Raw genomic sequence first — 22,755 nt, 5'->3', positions numbered from 1 at the left:
TATGCTTGCCGACCTGGGGCAGCCCTTCAAGGAGACACCATGAACCGAACAACGATGCTTCGCACCCTGTCAGCATTCGCCTTTGCGGGCGCGGCCGCTGTCGCGCAGGCGACATGCCTGTCCGACCTCGACGCGGCGCTGATGGCCGCGCGCTATGCGAACCTCGAGCCCGCAGACAACCCCGGCCCGATGAGCCTGGCCGACGCCGAGTGCACGCGCGACAAGCTGGTGGGCTTCATCGGGCAGCGCCTGGGTCCGCGCGCGGGCTACAAGGCGGGCCTGACCAACCCGGCGGTGCAGAAGCGCTTCGGGCACGACCGGCCGGTGCGCGGCGTGCTGTTCGCCGACATGCTGCTGCCCAGCGGCGCCGAGCTGCCGGCGCGGTTCGGCGCGCGGCCGCTATTCGAGGCCGACCTGATGGTGCGCGTCAAGGACGCCGGCATCCACGGCGCGAAGACCCCGGCGCAGGTGCTGCGCCACATCGACGCGATCATCCCGATGATCGAGCTGCCCGACCTGCTGGTGCGCGATCCGTCCAGGCTGGACGGTGCGGGCGTCACCGCGATCAACGTCGGCGCGCGCTGGGCCGTGCTCGGCGCGGAGATCAAGCCGGTGCCGGGCATGGAGACGCAGCTGGAGCGCATGGTGGTGCGCGTGCTGGACGGCAACGGCCAGGAGCTGGACCGCGGGCAGGGCACCGACCTGCTCGGCAACCCGCTGCAGGCGGTGATCTGGCTGGCCGAGGACCTGGCGCGCAGCGGCGTGCGCCTCAAGAAGGGCGACCTGCTGAGCCTGGGTTCGTTCTCGAAGCTGCTGCCGCCCAAGCCGGGCCTGCAGGTGCGGGTGGTGTACGAAGGGCTGGGCGGCCCCGGTGCCGCCCCCGAGGTCCGGGTGGGTTTCCGCGAATGAGCGAAGCGCTGCTGACGCCCCAGATGCGCGGCGTGATCGAACGCATCCGCCGCGCCAACCGTCCACCGTTCCACACGCTCACGCCCGCCGGGGCGCGCCAGGCGTACGAGGCAGCGGCCGAGATCCTGGACCTGCCGCGCGCGCCGCTGGCGCGCGTGGAGGACATCCTCCTGCCCGCCGACGACGGCACGCCGCTGCGCGCCCGGCTCTACGCCCCGTCGCACGAGCGGCTGCCGGTGCTGCTGTACCTGCACGGCGGCGGCTTCACGATCGGCAGCGTCGAGACGCACGACAGCCTGTGCCGGCAGTTCGCGCTGCGCAGCGGGGCGGCCGTGGTGTCGCTGGAATACCGGCTCGCGCCGGAGCACCACTTCCCGGTCGCGGTCGAGGACGCCTGGGCGGGGTTGCGCCGCCTGCGCGAACAGGCATCGGCCCTGGGTCTGGACGGCACGCGGCTGGCGGTCGGCGGCGACAGCGCGGGCGGCACGCTGTCGGCCGTCTGCGCGATCCTGGCGCGCGACGCGGGCTTCCCGCTGGCGCTGCAGATGCTGATCACGCCAGGCACGACGGCGCACCAGGACACGCCCTCGCACGAGCGCTTCGCGCACGGTTTCATCCTCGAGAAGCCGGCCATCGACTGGTTCTTCGCCCAGTACATCGACGCCGCGCAGCGCAAGGACTGGCGCTTCGCTCCGCTGGAGGCCGAGGACCTGGAGGGCGTCGCGCCGGCCTGGGTGTGCCTGGCCGAATGCGACCCGCTGGTCGACGAGGGGCTGGCCTATGCCGACCGGCTGCGGCTGGCCGGCGTGCCCGTGACGCTGGACCTGTACAAGGGCGTCACGCACGACTTCATCAAGCTGGGCCGGGCCGTGCCCGAGGCCCTGCAGGCCCAGGCTGCCGGCGCGCAGCTGCTCAAGGAGGTGCTGTTTCCATGAAGCGCAGTGATTTCCGCCTGTTCCACCGCCTGCGCGTGCGCTGGGCCGAGGTCGACGCCCAGAAGATCGTCTTCAACGGGCACTACCTGATGTACGTCGACACGGCGATCGCCGACTACTGGCGCGCCATCGGCATGCCGTACCCGGACGCGCTGGAGCACCACGGCGGCGACCTGTACGTCAAGAAGGCCAGCCTCGAGTACCACGCCTCGGCACGCTACGACGACGTGCTGGACGTGGGGCTGCGCTGCTCGCGCATCGGCAACTCGTCGATGGTGTTCGAAGCGGGGATCTTCCGCCAGGACGAGCTGCTGATCACCGGCGAGCTGGTGTATGTCTACGCCGACCCGAACACGCAGACCTCGATGCGCGTGCCGCAGGAGCTGCGCGACACGATCTCGGACTTCGAGGCCGGCAAGCCGATGTTCCAGGTGCGCGTGGGCGGCTGGGACGAGCTGGGCGCCGACGCGCAGCTGGTGCGCACCGAGGTGTTCGTGCAGGAGCAGGGCATCCCGGCCGAGATGGAGTGGGACGACGCCGACCGCGGCTGCCTGCACGCGGTGGCCTACAACCGCTTCGGCATGGCGCTGGCCACCGGCCGCATGCTCGAGCACGTGCCGGGCGTGGCCAAGATCGGCCGCATGGCGGTGCGACGCACGATGCGTGGCAGCGGCGTCGGCCGCGCGGTGCTGGATGCGCTGATGCAGGCCGCGCGCGAGCGCGGCTACCGCGAGGCGCTGCTGCATGCGCAGACCTCGGCCGCCGGCTTCTATGCGCGCGCCGGGTTCACCGCGCGCGGGCCGGAGTTCGAGGAGGCCGGCATCCCGCACGTCGAGATGGTGAAGGTGCTGTAAAGGGGGGAAGGGGCGCCCCCCCCCGCCCGTCAGCCGGCAGGCCGGGGCGCCTCTGCCCAGGGTGCGGGGGCAGCCAGCCGCTCGTCGCGCACCGGCGGCCAGTCCTGCAGCATGTGGCGGCGCTCCAGCGCGTCGCCCGGGCCGGCCTCCGGGCCGGGGAAGCTGCGCTCGATCACGTGGGTGACGCACTGCGCGCCGCGCCGCTCGGTGACGATGACGGTGGAGCAGCGCGTGCCGTAGCGCCCGTCCGGGGTGCGGATGAACGCGGGCGCGAGCCAGCGCTCCCACTCGAGCGGCACGCCGGTGCGCGGCAGATGTTCGTCCGGCACCGGGGTGGCGTCGCCCAGCGCCGCGAACAGCCGCAGCGCCAGCGCCTCGGCCGAGGCGGCGGCGTCGAGCGCCTCGCGCAGGTGCCGCTTCAGGCGCTCGACCTTGGGCCAGGGCGTGTCGAGCTGCGCGTTGGACAGCCCGTGGATGCCGCGCCGCAACGGGTGCGGCCGCGCGGCCCGGTTCGAGGCCCAGGCGCAGGTGCCGCGGGCCAGGTCCGCGGCGATCACGTTGAAGCCGTTGTAGCCGGCCTGCGCCACCTGCCTCCAGAAGTGCTCCACCGACAGGTCGCCGCGCAGCCAGTGCGGCACGATGGCCCCGCGCGAGGGGGCGTCGCGGACGATGTCCGCCGGGTTGCGCACGTTGGTCAGCAGCGCCACGCGGCCGGCCTGCGTCAGCCCGAGCCAGGTGCCGCCGGCGTGCAGGTCGCGCCCGCCCAGGATGGCCGGGCCGCCGCCTGCCGGCGTCCACCAGTCCAGCGCGCTGGCGGCGCGGTCGAAGTATTCGTCGCGGTTGGCTGCCACGACGAACGGGAAGCGCGCGCTGGCGCCGATCGCGACGGCCGCTAGACACATGGCACGAACACCTCCACGTGGCGCGCTCCCTGCAGCCAGGGCGACAGCGTCCGAGCCGCCTCCTCGATCTCGGCTTCCAGCGCCTCGCTCACGCCCTGCGGGTGCGCGTAGATCTCCATCCAGGTCTGCACGCCGTCCTTCTCCTGCGGGCGGCGCCACAGCGCCGCCTCCAGCTCGGGATGGCGCCGGCGCAAGGCGGCGTGCATCGCCTCGACCGCGGGCCGCGCGGCCCCGGCGTCCGCCGAGGCGATGCGGTAGTAGATGAACAGCGCGCGCATGTGGGGGCTCCTCGGGTGGGGTCAGGGCGGCGTGCTGCGGCCTTTCTTCGACCGGGCTTTCGCCGGCCGCGTCAGGGTTCGCTCGGCAGCGCGTAGGGCAGCACGCGCAGCGTCAGGGCAGGCCCCTGGGGCGAGCCCAGGTGCAGCGTGCCGCTTTCGGTCGCGGCGATCTTCAGTTCGGCAAACACGCTCCAGCCCCCCTCGGGTGCGGCGGCGGCGTCGACCACCATGCCGCAGGGCTGGCCGGGGTCGCCGCTGTGGAACACCTCCTGCCCGGCCACGGCTTCGGCCGGGCAGGCGAGCAGGTAGCCGCGCCGCTTGAGCGTGCCGCGGTACTGGCTGCGTGCGACCACCTCCTGGCCGGGGTAGCAGCCCTTCTTGAAGTTCACGCCGCCGACGGCCTCCAGGTTGACCATCTGCGGCACGAACTGGTCCACGGTCGCGGCGCAGATGCGCGCCACCGCGCTTTCGACCTCCAGCCAGCGCCAGATCGCGGCGTCCAGCGCAGGCAGGTCCGGCGTGCGGTCCGCCGGCGCGGCCCACAGGTAGCGCGCGCTGCCGTGTGCGTCGGGCAGCCGCACCGCGGTGCCGCCGTGGGCTGCGGCCTTGCCCCAGGCGCGGGTGGGGGCCGCATCGGCCAGCCAGCCGGTGGCGGCATCGCCCGCCAGCCCCCACAGGCGCACCTCGGCGCTGGCGTCGCTGAGCTTGGCCTTGGCGCGCAGCACGAACATCGACAGCCGCTTGAGCGTCGGCGCCAGCAGGTCCGCGCTGCAGGCCAGCAGCACGCGCTCGGACGATTCCTTCCAGCCGACGAAGCTCGCCAGCAGGCGTCCCTTGGGCGAGCAGTAGCCGGCCAGCCGGGCTTCGTCCGCCCCCAGCAGCGAGAAATCCTGGGTCAGCTGGCCGTGCAGGAAACTGGCGGCATCGGCACCGTCGACGGCGATCACGCCCCAGTGCGTGAGCTGTACCGCACCCTGGGGCACCATGGTGGAGGTCTTGAAACTATCGGTCGTCATGGCTCCATTATCATCAGCGGCCCATCCACCGGTTCGGCCGGGGGTTCCGTTCACCTGGGATTCGAGATACCGATGAAATTCTTGCGGCGTCTGCTTGGCACCCTGGTGCTGCTGGCCTTGTGCGCCGCGGCAGCAGTCGCCTGGTGGTTGCACCAGCCGCTGCGCCTGGCCGCGCCCTCGGTGGAGTTCTCGGTCGAGCCCGGCATGACGCCGCGCCAGATCGCCAACGGCTGGGTCGCCGCGGGCGTGCAGACCTCGCCCTTCGTGCTGTACGAGTGGTTCCGCTGGTCGGGGCAGGCGCGGCGCATCCGCGCCGGCAGCTACGAGATCGGCGCAGGCACCTCGCCGCGCGAGCTGCTGCGCAAGATGGTGCTGGGCGACGAGACCCTGTCCACCGTGCGCTTCATCGAAGGCTGGACCTTTCGCCAGGTGCGCGCCGAGCTGGCCAAGGCGCCCGGGCTGCGGCCGGACAGCCAGACGATGAGCGATGCCGAGATCATGGCGGCGATCGGCGCGCCCGGCGTACACCCGGAGGGTCGCTTCTTCCCCGACACCTACGCCTACAGCCGCGGCAGCCCGGACCTGGCCGTGCTCAAGCGCGCGTACCGCGCGATGGAAAAACGCCTGGCCGAGGCCTGGGCCCAGCGCGCGCCGCACGCGATGGTCAGGACGCCGGACGAGGCGCTGATCCTGGCCTCCATCGTCGAGAAGGAAACCGGGCTGGCGACCGACCGCGGCATGGTCGCCGGCGTGTTCAACAACCGCCTGCGCATCGGCATGGCGCTGCAGACCGACCCCACCGTGATCTACGGCATCGGCGAGAGCTTCGACGGCAACCTGCGCAAGCACCACCTGCTGACTGACACGCCGTACAACACCTACACCCGCCCCGGACTGCCGCCCACGCCGATCGCGATGCCGGGCAAGGCCTCGCTGCTGGCCGCGGTGCAACCGGACGTCACCAAGGCGCTGTACTTCGTCGCGCGCGGCGACGGCACCAGCGTGTTCAGCGAGACGCTGGCCGAGCACAACCGGGCAGTGGACCGATACCAGCGGCGGCGCGGCAGCGCCGCGAGCCGATGAGCGGAATCTTCATCACCTTCGAAGGCATCGACGGTGCCGGCAAGTCGACCCACGTCCAGGCCGTGGCCGAGCGCCTGCGTGCGGCCGGCCGCGAGGTGGTGCTGACGCGCGAGCCGGGCGGCACCGCGCTGGCCGAGAAGCTGCGCGAGCTGGTGCTGCACGCGCCGATGGATGCGCTGACCGAGGCGCTGCTGATCTTCGCCGCGCGGCGCGACCACCTGCAGCAGGTGATCGAGCCGGCGCTGCAGGCGGGCAAGGCCGTGCTGTGCGACCGTTTCACCGACGCGACCTTCGCCTACCAGGGCGCGGGCCGCGGCTTCGACCTCGCGGTGCTGGCCGAGCTGGAGCGCTGGGTGCAGCAGGGCCGGCAGCCGGACCTGACGCTGTGGTTCGACCTCTCGCCCGAGGTCGCGGCGCAGCGCCTGGCCGGCGCGCGCGTGCCGGACCGTTTCGAGTCCCAGCCGGCCGAGTTCTTCCGCCGCGTCAACGAGGGCTACCGGGCCCGCGCCGAGGCCGACCCGGCACGCTTCGTGCGGCTGGACGCCTCGGGCACGCGCGAGGCCGTCGGGCAGGCCATCGCCGCGGCGCTGCAGGCGCGCGGGCTGTGAATCGATGAGCGTGACGTTGCCGTACCCCTGGCTGGAGGCGCCGCTGCGCGAGCTGCTGGCGCACCAGCGCGGCCATGCGGTGCTGCTGGCCGGCCCGCAGGGCGTGGGCCAGTTCGAGTTGGCCCTGGCGCTGGCGCAGGCCTGGCTGTGCGAAGGCGCAGAGGGCCACGCGGCGCGGCCCTGCGGCACCTGCGCCAGCTGCGCGCTGGTGGCGTCGCACACGCATCCGGACCTGATGGTGCTGCTGCCCGAGGCCTTGCAGGAAGAACTGGGCTGGGCGCCGCTCGAGGCCGAGCCCAAGGCCAGCCAGGCCAAGCCCAGCCGGGAGATCAAGGTCGAGGCGCTGCGGCGCGTCGTGGAGTTCGCGCAGCAGACCAGCTCGCGTGGCGTGGCCAAGGTGGTGCTCATCCATCCGGCCGAGCGCATGAACGCCGTCGCCGCGAACACGCTGCTCAAGACGCTCGAGGAACCGCCCGGCATGGCGCGCTTCATCCTCAGCACCGAGGCCATCGACGCGCTGCTGCCGACCATCCGCAGCCGCTGCCAGCACCTGCGCCTGTCGCCGCCGCCCGAGGCGGTCGCGCTGGCCTGGCTGGCGCAGCAGGGCATGCCGCGTCCCGAGGTGCTGCTCGCGGCCGCTGGCGGGCAGCCCGTGAGCGCGCTGCAGCTGCAGCAGCAGGGGCTGGATGCGCAGGCCTGGCTGCAGCTGCCGGAGCGGCTCGCGAAGGGCGATGCCGAGGCGCTGGCCGGTTGGCCGGTGCCGCGCGCGGTCGAAGCCTTGCAGAAGGTCTGCCATGACGCGCTGTGCGTCGTCACCGGTGCGCGACCGCGCTACTTCGCGCCGGAATGCTTCCGGCATGCGCGCCCGTCGCTGGCGGGCCTGCTGGCCTGGTCGCGCGAGCTCTCGCGTGTCGCACGTCACGAAGAGCATCCCTGGAACGCCGGGCTGATGCTCGAGTCGCTTGTGAGCGACGCGCAGCGCGCCTTACACTCGGATGCAATATGAACGAGCCCCTGTCGCGTCCGCATGCACCGACGGCGTCGCCGTCGCGCCCCAGCGTCATCCAGTTGGTCTTCCGCGAGAAAGGCGCGCTGTACGCCGCGTACATCTCGGTGTTTGCCGACGGCGGCCTGTTCGTCCCGACCACCCGTGAATACCGCCTGGGCGAGGACATCTACCTGCTGCTGTCGCTGCCGGACGATCCGCAGCGCTACCCGGTGGCGGGCAAGGTGGCCTGGATCACGCCGGCCAACGCGTCCAACGGGCGCACGCAGGGGGTGGGGGTGCGCTTTCCGAGCGACGAGAAGTCGCGCCTGCTGAAGGCCAAGATCGAGGAGCTGCTGGGCACCTCGATCCAGTCGGCCAAGGCCACGCAGACCATCTGAGAACCACGGGGGCGCCTGCGCGCAGCACGCGCGGCGTGTAGGCTAGCGTTTTTTTCCAGGACCCCGTCACGTCCGCCCGCCGGCACCGTGGCGGCTGCCGCATGTTCGTCGATTCCCACTGCCATCTCACCTTTCCCGAGCTGAACCAGAACCTGCAAGCCATCCGCGAGGCGATGGCCGAGGCGCAGGTCGACCGCGCGCTGTGCATCTGCACCACGCTGGAGGAGTTCCCCGCGGTGCTGGGCCTCGCGCAGCAGTACGACAACTTCTGGGCCACGGTCGGCGTGCACCCGGACAACGAGGGCGTCTTGGAGCCGAGCGTCGAGCGCCTGGTCGAGCTGGGCCGTGCCGAACGGGTCGTCGCGGTCGGCGAGACCGGGCTGGACTACTACCGGCTCGACGGCCGCAGCGTCGCCGACATGGAATGGCAGCGCGAGCGCTTCCGCAACCACATCCGCGCCGCGAAGCAGCTCGGCAAGCCGCTGGTGATCCACACCCGCAGCGCCGCCGAGGACACGCTGGCCATCCTGCGCGAGGAGGGGGCCGAAGCCGCGGGCGGCGTGCTGCACTGCTTCACCGAGTCTCGGCAGGTCGCCGATGCCGCGCTGGAGCTGGGCTTCTACATCTCGTTCTCGGGCATCCTGACCTTCCGCAACGCCGAAGACCTGCGCCAGGTCGCGCGCCACGTGCCGCTGGAGCGCTGCCTGATCGAGACCGACAGCCCGTACCTGGCGCCCGTGCCGTACCGCGGCAAGACCAACAACCCCTCGTACGTGCCCTGGGTGGCGCGCCAGCTGGCCGAGCTCAAGGGCCTGCCGGTCGAGGCCGTGGGCGAGGCGACCAGCCGCAATTTCGAGCGCTTGTTCAAGGTGGCGCCACCCTCGAAGCGACTTGAAGAGCCCGCTTCAACCCGTTGATTTTCAACAGACAAACCCCGGCTGGCCGATGCTGAGAAATCACTTGAAGAACGTTCTCCATCTTCTTGTCCTGCTGTGGGTTTTGCCGGTGCATGCCGGCGCCTACGAGGATTTCTTCAGCGCCGTGCGGCGCGACGACGGCGGCGCCGTGCTGGCGCTGTTGCAGCGGGGGTTCGACCCGAACACGGTCGACCCGGAAGGACGCCCGGGCCTGGTGATCGCGCTGCAGGAGCAGTCGTTCAAGGCCGCCGAGGCACTGATGCGCCATCCGCAGCTGGACGTGAACCGCCTCAACCAGGTGGCCGAATCCGCGCTGATGATGGCGGCGCTGCGCGGCGAGCTGGAGTGGTGCCAGCGCCTGGTCGAGCGTGGCGCGCATGTCAACAAGACCGGCTGGACGCCGCTGCACTATGCGGCCACCAGCGGGCACGTCGGGATCATCCAGCTGCTGCTCGACCGCCACGCGTTCACCGACGCGCGTTCGCCCAACGGCACGACGCCGCTGATGATGGCCGCGCGCTACGGCAGCGAGGAGGCCACGCGCCTGCTGATGCAGGCCGGCGCCGATCCGACCTTGCGCAACGAGCGCGAGCTGAGTGCGGCAGACTTCGCGCGCAGCGTCGGCCGGGACGCGCTGGCGCAGGCGCTGGAGCGCTATGCCAGCGACTACGCGGCGCGCTACGGCACGGGAAAACGCTAGTCAGAGGAAATCTGACACGCAGATTGGCACGATCCCGACTGGTTACAGCCTGATACCGGGCTCTACATTCCGCCCATGGACGTTCGAAGGGAAGGAGAGACAGATGCAGACTCCCGAACTCGCTCCGACGGAAACGCCGGCGTGCACCGGCAACCCGTTTGCGCTGATGATGGATCCGCAGGCGGTGCTCAGTGCCGTGGAACAGTCGCCCCGGCTGGCCGGATTGCAGCGGCGCGTCTACCGTCCGCTGGACCGGCCCGCCGCCGAGCGTGACGAGTGGCCGCAGGGGCGCAGCTACGGCATGGAGTTCCGCGCGCCGCGCTGAAGCCGCCTCGCTTCAGCCCGCCGCCCCGGCGGGCACCAGCACCGCCACCGGCAGCTCGGCCAGCAGCGCCGACAACCGCAGGCCGTCCTCGCCGGGCACGCCTGCATGCCGGTGGCCTGTCAGCACGTCGATCCACCCCGCAGGGCCTACAGGCACCGGCAGGCGTGCCTCGCCCCAGCCCCCCCCCGCCGAACAGGCCGGCAGGCCGTCCCGCGCAGAGGCGGTGCAGCAGGCGTGCAGCGACCGTGACGCAATGCAGGCTGGCGTCGCTGCGCACGTGGGCGACGACGTGTTCCGCACAGGGGCCGTCCACCGAGACCGGCTGGTAGCCGCCGTCGCGAAACAGCGCGGCCTGCGCGCGTCGCAGCTGCAGCAGGCGCCAGGTCACCAGCAGCTTGAGGTGTCCCGTGGCCAGTCCGGCACGCCAGCCGGCCAGCGTCTCGCGCGGCAACGCGCCGCCCGCACAGGCCGCCTGCACCTCCTGCAGGCGACCTCGCAGCGCCGCGTAGTCCACCGGGCGCCGGTTGTCCGGGTCCACCAGGCTGAAGTTCCAGGTCTCGCAGCCCTGGTAGAGGTCCGGCACCCCGGGCGAGGTGAGCTTGAGCGCGACCAGCGCCAGGCTGTTGTAGCAACCGAGCTGCGCCGGCACCTCGACGAAGCGCAGGAAGTCGTTGAGGAAGGGGTTGGGTTCCAGCTGCCCGAGCAGGGTGTCGATGAAGCGTGCCAGCCCCGCCTCGTAGTCCGCATCCGGGTGCTCCCAGCTGGTGTGCGCCTTGGCCTCGCGCGCGGCCTTGAGCATGTAGGCCTGCAGCCGCGCGCGGAAGGCGTCGAGGGCAGGGGCGTCGGGCGGCTCCAGCGGCCAGGCGCCGACCAGGGTCTGGTACAGCAGGTATTCGTCGTTCAGGGCGGGCAGGCGGCCGCCGTCCAGGTTCCCGAGCTGCTTGTGGGCGAGCGTGTGCCAACGCTGCACCGCCTCGCCCCAGGCCTGCGGCATTTCCGACAGCACCGCAATGCGCGTGCGCACGTCTTCCGAGCGCTTGCTGTCGTGCGTCGAGCTGCCCAGCAGGGTGTGGGGCAGGAAGCGGGCACGGGCCTGGTTGGCGGCGTGGAAGGCGGCCACGCTGGTGCCGAAGCGCTGCGGCTCGCCGCCCACGTCGTTCAGGCAGACCAGCCGGTGGTAGCGATAGAACGCCGTGTCCTCCATGGCCTTGGCCATCACCGGCGCGGTGAACTGCTGGAAGCGCTGCACGAAGCGCAGCAGTTCCTCGCGCCGTGCGCCGGGCGGCTCCCCGGGCAGCGAGAGCATCAGCGCGCGCAGGTAGTCCAGCGCCAGCGGATCGCAGCCTTGCGTCTGGCGTTTCGCGGCGGCCACGGCCCAGTCCAGATGCTGGCGGTCGAGGTCATGGACCGCGTCCTCGGTCAGGTAGGTGCGGTAGACCGGAAAGCCCGCTGCCAGCTCCGCCAGCGCCGCCTTCAGCCCGTTGCGGGTGAAGTCCCGCGTGCGCCGGTCGCCCTGGGCGAGGCGGTAGGCGGCTTCGGTGAGCATCTGCAGGTCGGCGGCCAGCGGGCCGCTCATGACGGCATGCTTGGCGGCGTGCAGGATGTCCTCGTAAGGCGCGTGTTCGCCGGTGAAGCCCGCGTACAGCGCGCTCATCGCGGCTTCCTGCTGCCCGTCGACGAACAGGCCCACCGCCTGGTTGGCGAAGCGGTAACCGGTGTCGCCGTGCACCGGCCAGCTCTGCGGCCAGTGCTCGTGCTCGGCCAGGATCTTCTCGATCACCAGGTACAGCGCGCGCTGGTGCATCGCGGCATGGCGCGCCTGCAGGCGGGCGAAATAGCGCAGCGGGTCGCTCAGGCCGTCCGGGTGGTCGATGCGCAGCCCGGCCAGCTTGCCTTCGTACAGCCAGCGCAGCAGCGTGCGGTGCGTGGCGTCGAACACCGCGTCGCTTTCCATGCGCACCGCAGCCAGCGTGTTGACGTCGAAGAAGCGCCGGTAGTTGACCTCGTCGCCGGCCACCCGCCAGTAGGCCAGCCGGTAGGCCTGGCGCTGGATCAGCGCATCGAGCGCGTCGAAGCTGCGCGCCGCACCGGGCCGGCCGTTGAGCGCGCGCAGGCAGGCGTCCACCCAGCGGCACACCCAGGGATGCCGTGCGGCCAGGGCGGCCAGCCGCGCCTTCAGCAGGGCCTGGTCGCGCTGGCGGCGCTGCCGCGAGGCCGGGTCGCCGTCATCGCGCGACGGCAGGGCGTCGAAGGCATCGGCCAGGGACTGCAGCTCCAGCGTCACCGTCGTCTGCCCAGGGTCCTGCGCGGCCGGCAGCGGGGCCGCGTGCAGCACGCGCCCGTAGTCGCGCGGGTCGAGCGGGAAGCGATGGTCGTGGTACTGCAACCCGAACGCGCCGCGGGCGGCGTCGAACGCGAGCCGGATCTGGCCGTCCTCCAGCACCTCGCCGTAAGGGGCTCCCAGCACCGGCAGCAGCACCTGCGGCGGGCGGCCGGGCGAACGGGGCGTCCAGTCGATGTCGAAGGTCTGCGCATGCAGGGAAGCCGGGCCGTGTTCCAGCACGTCCAGCCACCAGGCGTTGTCGGCTTCGAGCACGCCCATGTGGTTGGGTACCACGTCGGCGACCTGGTGCATGTCCAGCTCCGCGAGCGTGGCGCACAGGCGCTCGAAGGCGGCGGCGTCGCCGATCTCCGGGTTCAGCGCGTTGTGGTCGACGATATCGTAGCCATGCGTGCTGCCGGCGCGGGCCTTGAGGAACGGCGAGCTGTAGAGGTGGCTGACGCCGAGCGCGTGCAGGTAGGGCAGCACGGCCGTGGCGTCGTCGAAGGTGAAGCCGGCATGCAGCTGCACGCGGTAGGTGGCCCGCGGCACCCGGGCGGTGTCGAGCGTGGGCAAGGCCGCCGGCACCGGCTCGGCGGCCGGCCGGGCCCGGCTGCGTTGCAGCGCCTCGGCGACCTCGCGCAGCCGCGGGTCGGCGCGCAGGTCTTCCAGGTCGACCGCGAGCTTGCGCCGCCAGTTGGGCCATTGCTGCTCGTTGGTGCCGGGCAGGTTGGGCTGCTCGACCTGGAGCAGCACGTCTTCCAGCTGCACGCCCACCAGCTGCGCCGCGGTGCGGCCGAGGAACTCGTGCACCCGCGCGCTGAAGCCGGCGTCGATGTCCGCGGGCAGGGGCGCGGCCGCCGGTTCGGCCGGCTGCAGGCCTTCGGCCTGCAAGGCGAGTTGCAGGCGCGCGCGGTCCGCGGCGCGCTCGACCACGTGCCGGCGGCAGGTGGTCTCCTCGGGATACAGGCCCAGCCGGCGCCGGTCGGCGATGTCGCGCCCCAGCCACCAGCCGCGCAGCGTCGGCAGGTCGTGGGTGCCGATCACCGCCAGGGCCCGCGCGGGCCATTGGCGCGGTGGACGCACCAGGCCGGCGTCGTCGCGCTCGAAGTACAGCGGCCGGTACGACAGCAGCCTGCGTCGGGCCATGGCGTCGCGCACGTCCGGGGCGACGTTGCCCAGGTCCTCGCCGATGACGAGGCAGTGCTGGCGCTGGCTTTCGAGCGCGACGATGCCCATCAGCTCGTGCATCGGATAGTGCACGTAGGTGCCGTGCCGCCCGCCGTGCGCCGGGTGGATCCAGAACAGCCTCATCAGCGCCATCACGTGGTCCAGCCGCAGGGCGCCGGCAGCGCGCATGTTCGCGCGCAGCGTCGTGATGAAGGGGGCATGGCCCCGGGCGCGCAACGCCTCGGGCCGCACCGGCGGCAGGCCCCAGTCCTGGCCGCCGGGGTAGGCGTCTTCCGGCGGTGCACCGACGTGCACGCCCAGGGCATACACCCACGGCGCCGACCAGGTCTCCGAGCCGCCGGCGCTGGCGCCGACCGCGAGGTCTCGGTACAGGCCGATCGGCATGTCCAGCGCGAGCGCGCGCTGCTGCACCGCTTCCAGCTGCAGGGCGGCGTGCCATTGCAGCCAGGCGTGGAAGTCGACGCGTTCGGCATGGGCGGCCTCGAAACCGCGGATCGCGGCGCCGTGCGGGTCGCGCCAGGCCTCGGGCCAGGCCGCCCAGCCCCAGACGCTCGCATCCTGGGCATGCAGGTGGGCCTGCACCGCTTCGAGCAGGGCATGGCAGTGCAGGTCGTGGCCCTGTTCGCTGCGGAAGCGCCGGAATGCCCGTGCGGAGTCGGTGTCGGCGGCCAGGTGCTGCGCCCGGAAGTGTCGGTACAAGGTCTCCAGCACCTCGCGCTTGCAGGCGGCCACGCCGGCGTAATCCACCAGCTCGGCCTCGCGCAGCTGGCGCAGCCGCTGGCGGAAGGCCGGGGCCGCCACCTGGCGTCGCGCCGCCTCGCACTCGGCGTATTCGGGCAGGGCCTCGACGTCCAGGTACAGCGGGTTGAGCCAGCGCCGGCTGGAGGGGCTGTAGGGACTGGCATGTTCCGGGGCATGCATGAACAGCGCGTGCAGCGGGTTGACGCCGACGAAGGCACCGCCCAGCGCGGCGGTGACCTCGACCAGCTGCGCGAGGTCCGAGAAGTCGCCCATGCCCCAGTTGCGCGACGAGCGCAATGCGTAGACCTGCACGCACAGGCCCCACAGGCGTTCGCCGGCCGCAAGCGCCGGCGGCAGGTGGCAGGCGGCCGGGCACACGATCACCCGGCTGCATGCGCCTGCGGCCAGCAGCGTGTGGTAGCCCTGCGGCAGGTCGGCCGGCAGGCGGATCGCATGGCCCACGCCGTCGGCCTCGGCCGTGCCTTCGAGCACGCCGCCGTCCTCGACCTGCAGCGTCCAGCGCACGTCGTGGCCGGGCGCCTGCAGCGGGACGGCGACCTGCGTGCCGGCCTGGGCCACCACCACCGGCGGCAGGACCTCGGCCGTGCGGGCCGCCTCCAGGGCCTGCAGGCTGCGCTGCGCGGCGTCCTCGTCGCGGGCATCGAGCCCGAGCGCGGCGAGGAGGTCGCGCAGCGCCTCGGCCGGCACGTCCTGCTCATGGCCCCAGAAGTCGCGATAGCGGATCGCCACGCCGGCGCGCTCGCACAGCGCGCGCAATGCGGGGCCGGGCTGCGTGTTCATCGTGCCGACTCCCGTCCCCAGTGCCAGCGGCCGGACCAGGCCCCCGCCGTGGTGCCGGACATCTCGCCGACGGCATGCAGCAGCGCCGCGTCCTGCAGCGCCGGCAGGTCGATGGCGACGGCCTGCGGTTGCGGGCCGAGGTTGACGCACATGTCCAGCGCCTCGCCTCCGTCGAAGCGCCAGCGCACTTGCAGCATGCGGGCGCCGGGCATCCGTGCCTCGTGCCGGCCGGTCAGCAGGCGCGGCAGGTGCGGCGCCAGCACGCGCCGGCGCACGGCCAGCAACGCGGCATGCAGCTCGCGCCAGGCTCGCGAGCCGGCGGCCTGCGCCCAGTCGAGCTTGCAGCGCGCGAAGGTCTGCTGGCTGCACGGGTCGGGCAGTTCGTCGCGCGCTGCGGCCTCGGCGTAGCGCGGAAAGTGCGCGAACTCGCGACGGCGCCCCTCGCGCACTGCCTCGCGCAGGTCGCCGTCCCAGTCCGCGAAGTAGAGGAAGGGCGTGGTGGAGCCGAACTCCTCGCCCATGAACAGCAGCGGCGGCGCGGGTGCAAGCAGCAGGATGGCCGCGGCCAGCTGCACCGCCTGCGGGTCGGCCAGGGCAAGCAGCCGCTCGCCGAACGCGCGGTTGCCGATCTGGTCGTGGTTCTGCAGGAAGTTGACCGTGGTGCCGAGCGGCAGCGTGCTGCGGGCGGCCTGCCGCGGACGTGCATGCTCGGCGTTGTGCGGTCCGCCTTCGCGGGCGAAGCCGTGCGTGAGGCAGCGCGCCAGCTGCGCGACCGGCTGGTCGTACTCGGCGTAGTAGCCGTCGCGCTCGCCGGTCAGCAGCACGTGCAGGGCGTGGTGGAAGTCGCCGTTCCACTGGCCCTCGAAGCGCCCGGCGGTGCCCGGCGCGGCCAGGCGGCTGGCATCGTTGCTGTCGTTTTCCAGCACCAGGTGCACGTGGCGGCCGGGACAGGCCGCGCGCACGCGCTGCGAGAGGCTGGCCATGATGTCGGGTTCGCTGTCGTCGAGCATCGCATGCACGGCGTCGAAGCGCAGGCCGTCGAAGCGGTATTCGTGCAGCCAGTACAGCGCGTTGTGGATGAAGAACTCGCGCACGGTGTCGCTGCCCGGTCCGTCGAAGTTCATCGCGTCGCCCCAGGCGGTGCGGTGCCGGTCGCTGAAGAACGGCGGGGCGTAGCGGTGCAGGTAGTTGCCGTCCGGGCCGAAGTGGTTGTAGACCACGTCGAGCAGCACCATCAGCCCGAGCCGGTGGGCGGCCTGCACGAAGTGCTTCAGCTCGTCGGGCGTGCCGTAGGCCGGGTGCGGCGCGTAGGGCAGCACGCCGTCGTAGCCCCAGCCGTAGCGGCCGGGGAAGGTGGCCAACGGCATCAGCTGCACCGCGGTGATGCCGAGCCCGGCCAGCGCCGGCAGCCGCGCCTCGGCCGCGGCGTAGGTGCCGTCCGGCGTGTAGCTGCCGACGTGCAGCTCGTGGATCACCGCTTCGTGCCAGGGGCGGCCGCGCCACCCTGCCTCCCAGGCGAAGGCCCGGGGGTCGACGAGCTGGCTGGGCCCGTGCGGGCCTTGCGGGTTGAAGCGCGACGCCGGGTCGGGCACCAAGAGGTCGCCGTCGATCTCCCAGCGATAGAGGTCGACCGGGCGCGCCCCGGGGGCCTCGGCGTCGTACCAGCCGTGCGGGCCGGCCCGCGCCTCGATGCGCTGGTCCCCCAGCCACAGCGCGGCACGACGCGCGGCCGGAGCCCACAGCCGGAACCCGGCACCACCGTCGGGGCGCAACCGGGCGCCGAAGGGCATGTCATGCTGAAAGTGCATCGGCAGGATCCTCGGTGCTGGCCTGGGTGAGGATGGCGATCGAGCGGGCGCCGACGACGTACTCGCCACGCACGGGCCGGCCTTCGTGCTGCGGCAGGCCGCTGGGCGTGCGCGTGTCGAAGCGCGGCACCCACGCGTCGCCGCGCAGCGGCGGCAGCACGAACGGCAGCGGGTTGCGCTGGCCGTTGACGAGGATCAGCACCGAATCGCCGCACAGCGGTGCGCCGCGCTCGTCGACCTCGCCGGTCTGCCAGCCGCACACCAGCGCGCCCATCGCGCCGGGGCCGGGCTGCTCCCACTCGGCGGGCGTCATCGGTTCGCCGTTCGGCTGCAGCCAGGCGATGTCGCGCACGCCGCCGGCATCCGGCTCGCCGTGGAAGAAGGTGGTGCGCCGCAGGGCCGGCTGGACCTTGCGGAAGGCGATCAGCCGCTGCACGTAGTCGAGCAGGCGCTGCCGGCGCTCGTCGAGCTGCCAGTCGTGCCAGCTGACCTCGTTGTCCTGGCAGTAGCCGTTGTTGTTGCCGCGCTGGGTGCGGCCGACCTCGTCGCCACCCAGCAGCAGCGGCGTGCCGAGCGAGACGAACAGCGTGGTCAGCAGGTTGCGCTTCTGGCGTTCGCGCAGTGCCAGCACGACCTCGTCGTCGGTCTCGCCCTCGGCACCGCAGTTCCAGCTGCGGTTGTGGTTCTCGCCGTCGCGGTTGTCCTCGCCGTTGGCTTCGTTGTGCTTGTGCTGGTAGCTCACCAGGTCGTGCAGCGTGAAGCCGTCGTGCACGGTCACGAAGTTGACGCTGTCGGTGGGGCTGCGGCCGCGCAGCTGGTAGAGGTCGCTCGAGCCGCACAGGCGGCGCGACAGCTCCGGCAGGTGCCCCGGCTCCCCGGCCCAGAAGGCGCGCACGGTGTCGCGGTAGCGGCCGTTCCACTCGGCCCAGCCGGCCGGGAAGCCGCCCACCTGGTAGCCGCCATCGCCCAGGTCCCAGGGCTCAGCGATCAGCTTCACATGGGCCAGCACCGGGTCCTGCGCGATGGCCGAGAACAGCCCGGCCAGCGGATCGAAGCCGGCCGGGCCGCGCCCCAGCACGGTGGCCAGGTCGAAGCGGAAGCCGTCGACGTGCATCTCGCCGACCCAGTAGCGCAGGCTGTCCATGATCAGGCGCACGACGACCGGGTGGCGGGTGTGCAGGGTGTTGCCGGTGCCGGTGACGTCGTCGTAGCGCCGCGGGTCGTCGTGGCGGAGCCGGTAGTAGGCCGCGTTGTCGATGCCGCGCCACGACAGCGTCGGCCCCAGCTGGTTGCCTTCGGCCGTGTGGTTGTAGACCACGTCGAGGATCACTTCCAGGCCGGCGGCGTGCAGCGCCTTGACCATCTGCTTGAACTCCTGCACCGTGCCCGAGGCGCTGTAGCGCAGCTCCGGCGCGAAGAAGCCCAGCGTGTTGTAGCCCCAGTAGTTGCGCAGCCCCAGCTCGACCAGGCGGTGGTCGTCGACGAAGGCGTGCACCGGCAGCAGGTCCACCGCGGTGACGCCCAGGCGACGCAGGTGCTCGGTCACCGGCGGTGAGGCCAGCCCGGCGTAGGTGCCGCGCCAGGCGGCGGGGACGTCCGGGTGGCGCTGCGTGAGGCCCTTGACGTGGGCCTCGTAGAAGACCGTGTCACGCCATGGCACCTGGGGCGGGGCGTCGTCGCCCCAGTCGAAGCGCTCGTCGACCACCTGGCACCTGGGCATGTCGGCCGCGTTGTCCTGCGTGCTGTAGGAAAGGTCGGCGTCCTCGGCGCCGCGCACGTAGCCGTAGTGCGCATCGCTCCAGCGCAGCGCACCGACGATGGCCCGGGCATACGGGTCGATCAGCAGTTTGTGCGGGTTGCAGCGCAGGCCCTGTTCGGGGCGGTAGGGACCGTGCACCCGGTAGCCGTACAGGTCGCCCGGCGCGCCGCCCGGTACGTAGCCGTACCAGACGTTGCCACGGTGGGCCAGGTCGAGGCGGCGCCGCTCCTGGCCGCCGTCCCGGTCGAACAGGCACAGCTGCACCTGCTCGGCCACGCCCGAGTACAGCGCGAAGTTCACGCCATGCCCGTCCCAGGTGGCGCCCAGCGGCCAGGGGCGGCCGGTTCTCGCGTGCGGCTTCTTCGGCATGCCGGGTCCCGCACGTTCATGCGCCAGGCGGGCAGGCGGTGTCCGTGGCAAGCCGCGGTTTCACGGGTCGCCCGCGGGCCGGCTCGCGCGTATGCTGGTGCGCCATGGACTGCTCCCTGTCGTGCCACGAAGGTGCGTGCAGCGTCCTGGCTGCCGCACGCTGGCTAGGAGGCAATCGGTGTGCCTCGCAATCCGCCGCGCCGGGGGCAGCCACGGTGGCGGCAGCGCGCCACGCCTGCGTGGCATGGATGCGACGCCACCGCCGCATCGCCCGGCGCCCGGCGCGCGGGCCTGACGTTTGCCCTGATCGCGCGCCGCGCCGACCTGTACGACGATCCCGGCGACCTGCGTGCCGTTGCGTGCGCTGAACCCACCCCCCATCAGAGAGAGGAGACCGTCATGAACCGCAATCGTCGACGCCTGATCACCGCCGCGGGCCTCGCGCCGGTGGCCGCCGCGCTGCCCGGCATGGCCTGGGCCCAGCCGCTGTTCGAATCCATCCTGATGTTCGTGCCCGCCGCGCCAGGTGGCGGCTGGGACGGCACGGCGCGTGCGGTCGAGCAGGCCTGCAAGGCCGCCGGCCTGGTGGGCAGCTTCCAGTTCGAGAACGTGGGCGGTGCCGCCGGCATGGTCGGCCTGCCGCGCTTCGTCTCGCAGCGCAAGGGGCAGGGCAACGCGATGATGGTCGGCGGCTCGGTGATGGTGGGTGGCGGCATCGCGAACAAGAGCCCGGTCACGATCAAGGACGTGGTGCCGCTGGCACGCCTGACCGAGGAGGCCGGCGTCATCGTCGTGCCGGCCAACAGCCCGTACAAGAGCTGGAACGATCTGGCCGCCGCCTTCAAGGCCGACCCGCGTGCGGTCAGCGTGGCAGGCGGCTCCTCGGGCGGCACCGACCACCAGTTGCTCGGCATGATCCTCAAGACGCTGGGCAAGGACCCGCGCCAGGGCGCCTACGTGGCGTTCGCCGGCGGCGGCCCGGCCAACGCGGCCATCATCGGCGGTCAGGTCTCGGCGGGCATTTCGGGCTACTCGGAGTTTGCCGAGCAGATCCAGGCCGGGCGCATGCGCGCGCTGGCCGTGTCGGGCAGCAAGCGCATCCCGGGCGTGGACGTGCCGACGCTGCAGGAGCTGGGCGTCGACGTGGCCACCGCCAACTGGCGCGCGCTGTTCGGCGCGCCGGGCATCAGCGCGCAGCAGCGCGCCGCGCTGATCGAGTTGCTGACCCGCATGCACGACACCCCCGCCTGGAAGCAGCTGCTGGAGCAGCGCAAGTGGACCGACACCTTCCTGGCCGGAGACGCGTTTGCCGAGTTCCTCGCCAAGGACATCGCGGCCACGGAAACGGTGATGAAGGACCTGGGGCTGGCCTGATGCACGGCGCGGCTGCACCCAAGCGGCGCGGTGCCCTGGGCCTGGGGCTGCTGCTGGCCGCGTTCACCGGCATCGCGATCTGGCAGGTCACGCTGATCCCCGAGCCGCCCGGCTACACGCCGGTGGGCGCCACGGCGATGCCCGCGGCGGTGGCCGCCGTGCTGGCGGTGCTGGTGCTGGCGTACCTGGTGGCGAGCTGGCGCGGACGCAGCCCGGACGCGCTGCACGACGAGGTCGAGGGCCCGCTGCCCGGTCGCGTGGCCCGTTCGGCCTGGATGGTCGCCGGCCTGGCCGCGCTCGTGCTGCTGACGCCGGGCTTCGGCATCGGGGCGGCCGGGGTGCCGGCCTTCGCGCTGATCGCGCGCGCCTTCGACAGCCGGCGCTGGCTGCGCGACCTGCTGATCGGGCTGGCGGTGAGCGGCGCGCTGTGGCTGCTGTTCCAGCAGCTGCTGGGGCTGCAGCTCGGGCCCTTCGTCCACTGGCCGGGATGAGGCGCGGATGGAGACCTTCGACGCGCTGATGGGCGGCTTTGCCGCCGCGCTGCAACCTCAGATCCTGATCTACGGCTTCATCGGCTGCCTGCTCGGCACGCTGGTGGGCGTGCTACCCGGCATCGGGCCGGCGCTGACCATCGCGCTGCTGCTGCCGCTGACCTACAAGGTGCCGGCCGCGGCGATGTTCGTGATGTTCGCCGGCGTCTACTACGGCGCGATGTACGGCGGCTCGACCACCTCCATCCTGATCAACACGCCGGGCGAGTCGGCCACCGTGGTCACCGCGCTGGAGGGCTACAAGATGGCGCGCCGCGGCCGCGCCGGGCCGGCGCTGGCGACGGCGGCGATCGGCAGCTTCGTCGCCGGCACGATCGGCACGCTGGCGCTGACCTTCTTCGCGCCGTGGATCGTCGAGGCGGCGCTGAGGTTCGGTCCGGCGGAATACTTCAGCCTGATGGTGCTGTCGCTGGTCGCGGTCACCGCGGTGCTCGGCTCCTCGGTGCTGCGCGGGCTGATCTCGCTGTGCATGGGCCTGCTGTTCGGGCTGGTCGGGGTGGACCTGCAAAGCGGGCAGCCGCGTTTCACCTTCGGCACGGCCGAGCTGCTGGACGGCATCGAGTTCACCGCCGCGGCGGTCGGCCTGTTCGCCGTCGGCGAGGCGCTGTACCTGGCCTGGCAAGGGCGCCAGGGCCAGAGCGAGGTGCTCAAGGTCAGCGGCCGCCTGTGGCTCGGCAAGGAGGACTGGCGGCGCAGCTGGAAGCCCTGGCTGCGCGGCGCGCTGTTCGGCTTCCCGATCGGGGCCATGCCCGCCGGCGGCGCCGAGCTGCCGACGCTGCTGTCCTACTACACCGAGAAGAAGCTTTCCCGCCACCCGGAGGAGTTCGGCCAGGGCGCGATCGAGGGCGTGGCCGGGCCGGAGGCCGCCAACAACGCCTCGGCCGCCGGCGTGCTGATGCCGCTGCTGACGCTGGGCATCCCGACCTCGGCCACCGCCGCGGTGATCCTGTCGGCCTTCGAGGGCTACGGCCTGCAGCCAGGGCCGATGCTGTTCACGTCGGAGTCCGGGCTGGTGTGGACGCTGATCGCGAGCCTGTACATCGGCAACGTCATCCTGCTGCTGCTCAACCTGCCGCTGGTGGGGCTGTGGGTGAAGCTGCTCAGCATCCCGGCGCCGCTGCTGTATGCCGGCATCGTGCTGATCTCGACGGTCGGGGTCTACGGCGCGAGCAACTCGGTCTTCGACGTCGGCCTGCTGTACGCGTTCGGCGCGCTGGGCTACGCGATGCGACGCTTCGACTTCCCGGTCGCGCCGCTGGTGGTCGGGCTGATCCTCGGGCCGATGATGGAGCAGTCGATGCGCCAGGCGCTCACGATCAGCCAGGGCCAGTGGAGCACCTTCGTGACCCGGCCGCTGTCGGGCAGCCTGCTGCTGATCGCGGCGCTGCTGCTTGCCCTGCCGCCGCTGTTCGCGTGGCGGCGGCAGCGCGCGGCCGCACGGCAGGCGGTGCAGGACCAGCCGGCCTGAGCCCTCACGCGACCGCGCATGGCGTTTGCCTGCCTCCTTCTCACCAGGAGGATGCCGCGATGAGCAGGAAGTACGGAGTCGAGATGCCCGGCACGCTGGAACGCTCGTCCGACAAGGCGCAGCGCACCTATGCCAAGGCGCTGCGCAGTGCCGAGGACAGCTACGGCAGCGGCGCACGTGCCGCCCGCACTGCCTATGCTGCCTTGAAGCACGGCTTCGAGAAGGTGGGCGACCGGTGGGTCGCCAAGGCACGCAAGGGGCCGTCCGATGCCCAGGCCGCGCAGTCGGGACGCGCCGCGCGCGAACGCCCCCAGGCCACCGCGGGCGGCGTGGACGTGCGGGGCCACACGCGCCAGGAGCTGTACGCCCAGGCGCAGGCCCTGGGCATTGCCGGGCGTTCGCGCATGGGCAAGGAGGAACTGGCGCGCGCGGTGGCCCGGCACCGCCACTGAGGCACCGC

19 protein-coding genes are annotated in these 22,755 nt (G+C 72.3%); 13 read left to right on the top strand and 6 right to left on the bottom strand.

The genetic code is table 11. The annotated features are described in order from the left end of the window. The first annotated feature begins 39 nt into the window (after positions 1-39). Genes IS481_RS09105 through IS481_RS09095 form a run of 3 tightly spaced genes read left to right on the top strand, consistent with a single transcriptional unit; the run spans position 40 to position 2,698 of the window. A complete protein-coding gene (locus tag IS481_RS09105) occupies positions 40-909 on the top strand; it encodes a 2-keto-4-pentenoate hydratase (RefSeq protein ID WP_232529205.1) in 870 nt (289 codons plus the stop codon). Next, positions 906-1,844, top strand: a complete 939-nt coding sequence (locus IS481_RS09100; RefSeq protein ID WP_232529204.1) for an alpha/beta hydrolase — start codon at positions 906-908, stop codon at positions 1,842-1,844. Before IS481_RS09105 ends, IS481_RS09100 begins: the two co-directional genes overlap by 4 nt. Beyond that, positions 1,841-2,698: a YbgC/FadM family acyl-CoA thioesterase gene (locus IS481_RS09095; protein WP_104356729.1), complete on the top strand. Its 858-nt coding sequence runs from the start codon at positions 1,841-1,843 to the stop codon at positions 2,696-2,698. Before IS481_RS09100 ends, IS481_RS09095 begins: the two co-directional genes overlap by 4 nt. A gap of 29 nt (positions 2,699-2,727) precedes the next feature. On the opposite strand, the gene IS481_RS09090 is transcribed toward IS481_RS09095, so the two are convergent. The 3 genes from IS481_RS09090 to ygfZ form a co-directional block, all read right to left on the bottom strand. Beyond that, positions 2,728-3,600 carry an NRDE family protein gene (locus IS481_RS09090; RefSeq protein WP_104356730.1) on the bottom strand — a complete coding sequence of 291 codons (873 nt, stop codon included), beginning with the start codon at positions 3,598-3,600 and terminating at the stop codon, positions 2,728-2,730. Then, positions 3,591-3,878 carry a DUF4936 family protein gene (locus tag IS481_RS09085; RefSeq protein WP_104356731.1) on the bottom strand — a complete coding sequence of 96 codons (288 nt, stop codon included), beginning with the start codon at positions 3,876-3,878 and terminating at the stop codon, positions 3,591-3,593. The genes IS481_RS09090 and IS481_RS09085 overlap by 10 nt, the downstream gene beginning before the upstream one ends. 71 nt (positions 3,879-3,949) lie before the next feature. Continuing rightward, positions 3,950-4,894: a CAF17-like 4Fe-4S cluster assembly/insertion protein YgfZ gene (gene ygfZ / locus IS481_RS09080; protein WP_104356732.1), complete on the bottom strand. Its 945-nt coding sequence runs from the start codon at positions 4,892-4,894 to the stop codon at positions 3,950-3,952. A 72-nt stretch (positions 4,895-4,966) separates the two neighbouring features. Between ygfZ and mltG the strand changes: the two genes are divergently transcribed. From mltG to IS481_RS09050, 6 genes are all read left to right on the top strand, one after another. Next, positions 4,967-5,977, top strand: a complete 1,011-nt coding sequence (gene mltG, locus IS481_RS09075) for an endolytic transglycosylase MltG (RefSeq protein WP_104356733.1) — start codon at positions 4,967-4,969, stop codon at positions 5,975-5,977. Continuing rightward, positions 5,974-6,585 (top strand): dTMP kinase, encoded by a 612-nt coding sequence (gene tmk, locus IS481_RS09070; RefSeq protein WP_104356734.1) that lies wholly within the window; start codon positions 5,974-5,976, stop codon positions 6,583-6,585. The genes mltG and tmk overlap by 4 nt, the downstream gene beginning before the upstream one ends. A gap of 4 nt (positions 6,586-6,589) precedes the next feature. Further along, positions 6,590-7,591 carry a DNA polymerase III subunit delta' gene (gene holB, locus IS481_RS09065; protein ID WP_104356735.1) on the top strand — a complete coding sequence of 334 codons (1,002 nt, stop codon included), beginning with the start codon at positions 6,590-6,592 and terminating at the stop codon, positions 7,589-7,591. After that, positions 7,588-7,971 (top strand): PilZ domain-containing protein, encoded by a 384-nt coding sequence (locus IS481_RS09060; protein WP_104356736.1) that lies wholly within the window; start codon positions 7,588-7,590, stop codon positions 7,969-7,971. The genes holB and IS481_RS09060 overlap by 4 nt, the downstream gene beginning before the upstream one ends. A 101-nt stretch (positions 7,972-8,072) precedes the next feature. Then, a complete protein-coding gene (locus tag IS481_RS09055; RefSeq protein WP_104356737.1) occupies positions 8,073-8,888 on the top strand; it encodes a TatD family hydrolase in 816 nt (271 codons plus the stop codon). A 43-nt stretch (positions 8,889-8,931) separates the two neighbouring features. Beyond that, positions 8,932-9,588, top strand: a complete 657-nt coding sequence (locus IS481_RS09050) for an ankyrin repeat domain-containing protein (protein WP_232529203.1) — start codon at positions 8,932-8,934, stop codon at positions 9,586-9,588. A 188-nt stretch (positions 9,589-9,776) separates the two neighbouring features. Here the strand turns inward: IS481_RS09050 and IS481_RS09045 are convergent, their stop codons facing one another. The 3 genes from IS481_RS09045 to glgX are packed head-to-tail and all read right to left on the bottom strand — an operon-like array spanning position 9,777 to position 18,902. Next, complete coding sequence (locus IS481_RS09045; protein WP_104356739.1) at positions 9,777-14,966, bottom strand: malto-oligosyltrehalose synthase; 5,190 nt, start codon at positions 14,964-14,966, stop codon at positions 9,777-9,779. Then, complete coding sequence (gene treZ / locus IS481_RS09040) at positions 14,963-16,774, bottom strand: malto-oligosyltrehalose trehalohydrolase (protein WP_104356740.1); 1,812 nt, start codon at positions 16,772-16,774, stop codon at positions 14,963-14,965. Before treZ ends, IS481_RS09045 begins: the two co-directional genes overlap by 4 nt. Next, positions 16,758-18,902, bottom strand: coding sequence for a glycogen debranching protein GlgX (gene glgX, locus IS481_RS09035; protein WP_104356741.1), 2,145 nt, complete (start codon positions 18,900-18,902; stop codon positions 16,758-16,760). The genes treZ and glgX overlap by 17 nt, the downstream gene beginning before the upstream one ends. A 399-nt stretch (positions 18,903-19,301) precedes the next feature. On the opposite strand from glgX, the gene IS481_RS09030 reads away from it, so the two are divergent. Genes IS481_RS09030 through IS481_RS09015 form a run of 4 tightly spaced genes read left to right on the top strand, consistent with a single transcriptional unit; the run spans position 19,302 to position 22,747 of the window. Further along, positions 19,302-20,276, top strand: a complete 975-nt coding sequence (locus IS481_RS09030; RefSeq protein WP_104356742.1) for a Bug family tripartite tricarboxylate transporter substrate binding protein — start codon at positions 19,302-19,304, stop codon at positions 20,274-20,276. Beyond that, entirely contained in the window at positions 20,276-20,767 is a 492-nt protein-coding gene (locus IS481_RS09025; RefSeq protein WP_104356743.1) for a tripartite tricarboxylate transporter TctB family protein, read from the top strand. The genes IS481_RS09030 and IS481_RS09025 overlap by 1 nt, the downstream gene beginning before the upstream one ends. A 7-nt stretch (positions 20,768-20,774) precedes the next feature. Beyond that, a complete protein-coding gene (locus IS481_RS09020) occupies positions 20,775-22,295 on the top strand; it encodes a tripartite tricarboxylate transporter permease (protein WP_104356744.1) in 1,521 nt (506 codons plus the stop codon). 59 nt (positions 22,296-22,354) lie between these two features. Next, positions 22,355-22,747 carry a ChaB family protein gene (locus IS481_RS09015; protein WP_104356745.1) on the top strand — a complete coding sequence of 131 codons (393 nt, stop codon included), beginning with the start codon at positions 22,355-22,357 and terminating at the stop codon, positions 22,745-22,747. The last annotated feature ends 8 nt before the right edge of the window (positions 22,748-22,755 follow it).

Origin of the sequence: Caldimonas thermodepolymerans, assembly GCF_015476235.1 — a bacterium.
GTDB lineage: Bacteria > Pseudomonadota > Gammaproteobacteria > Burkholderiales > Burkholderiaceae_C > Caldimonas > Caldimonas thermodepolymerans.
Note: the sequence above shows the minus strand (reverse complement) of the source record. Positions and strands in the feature narration are given on the sequence as shown.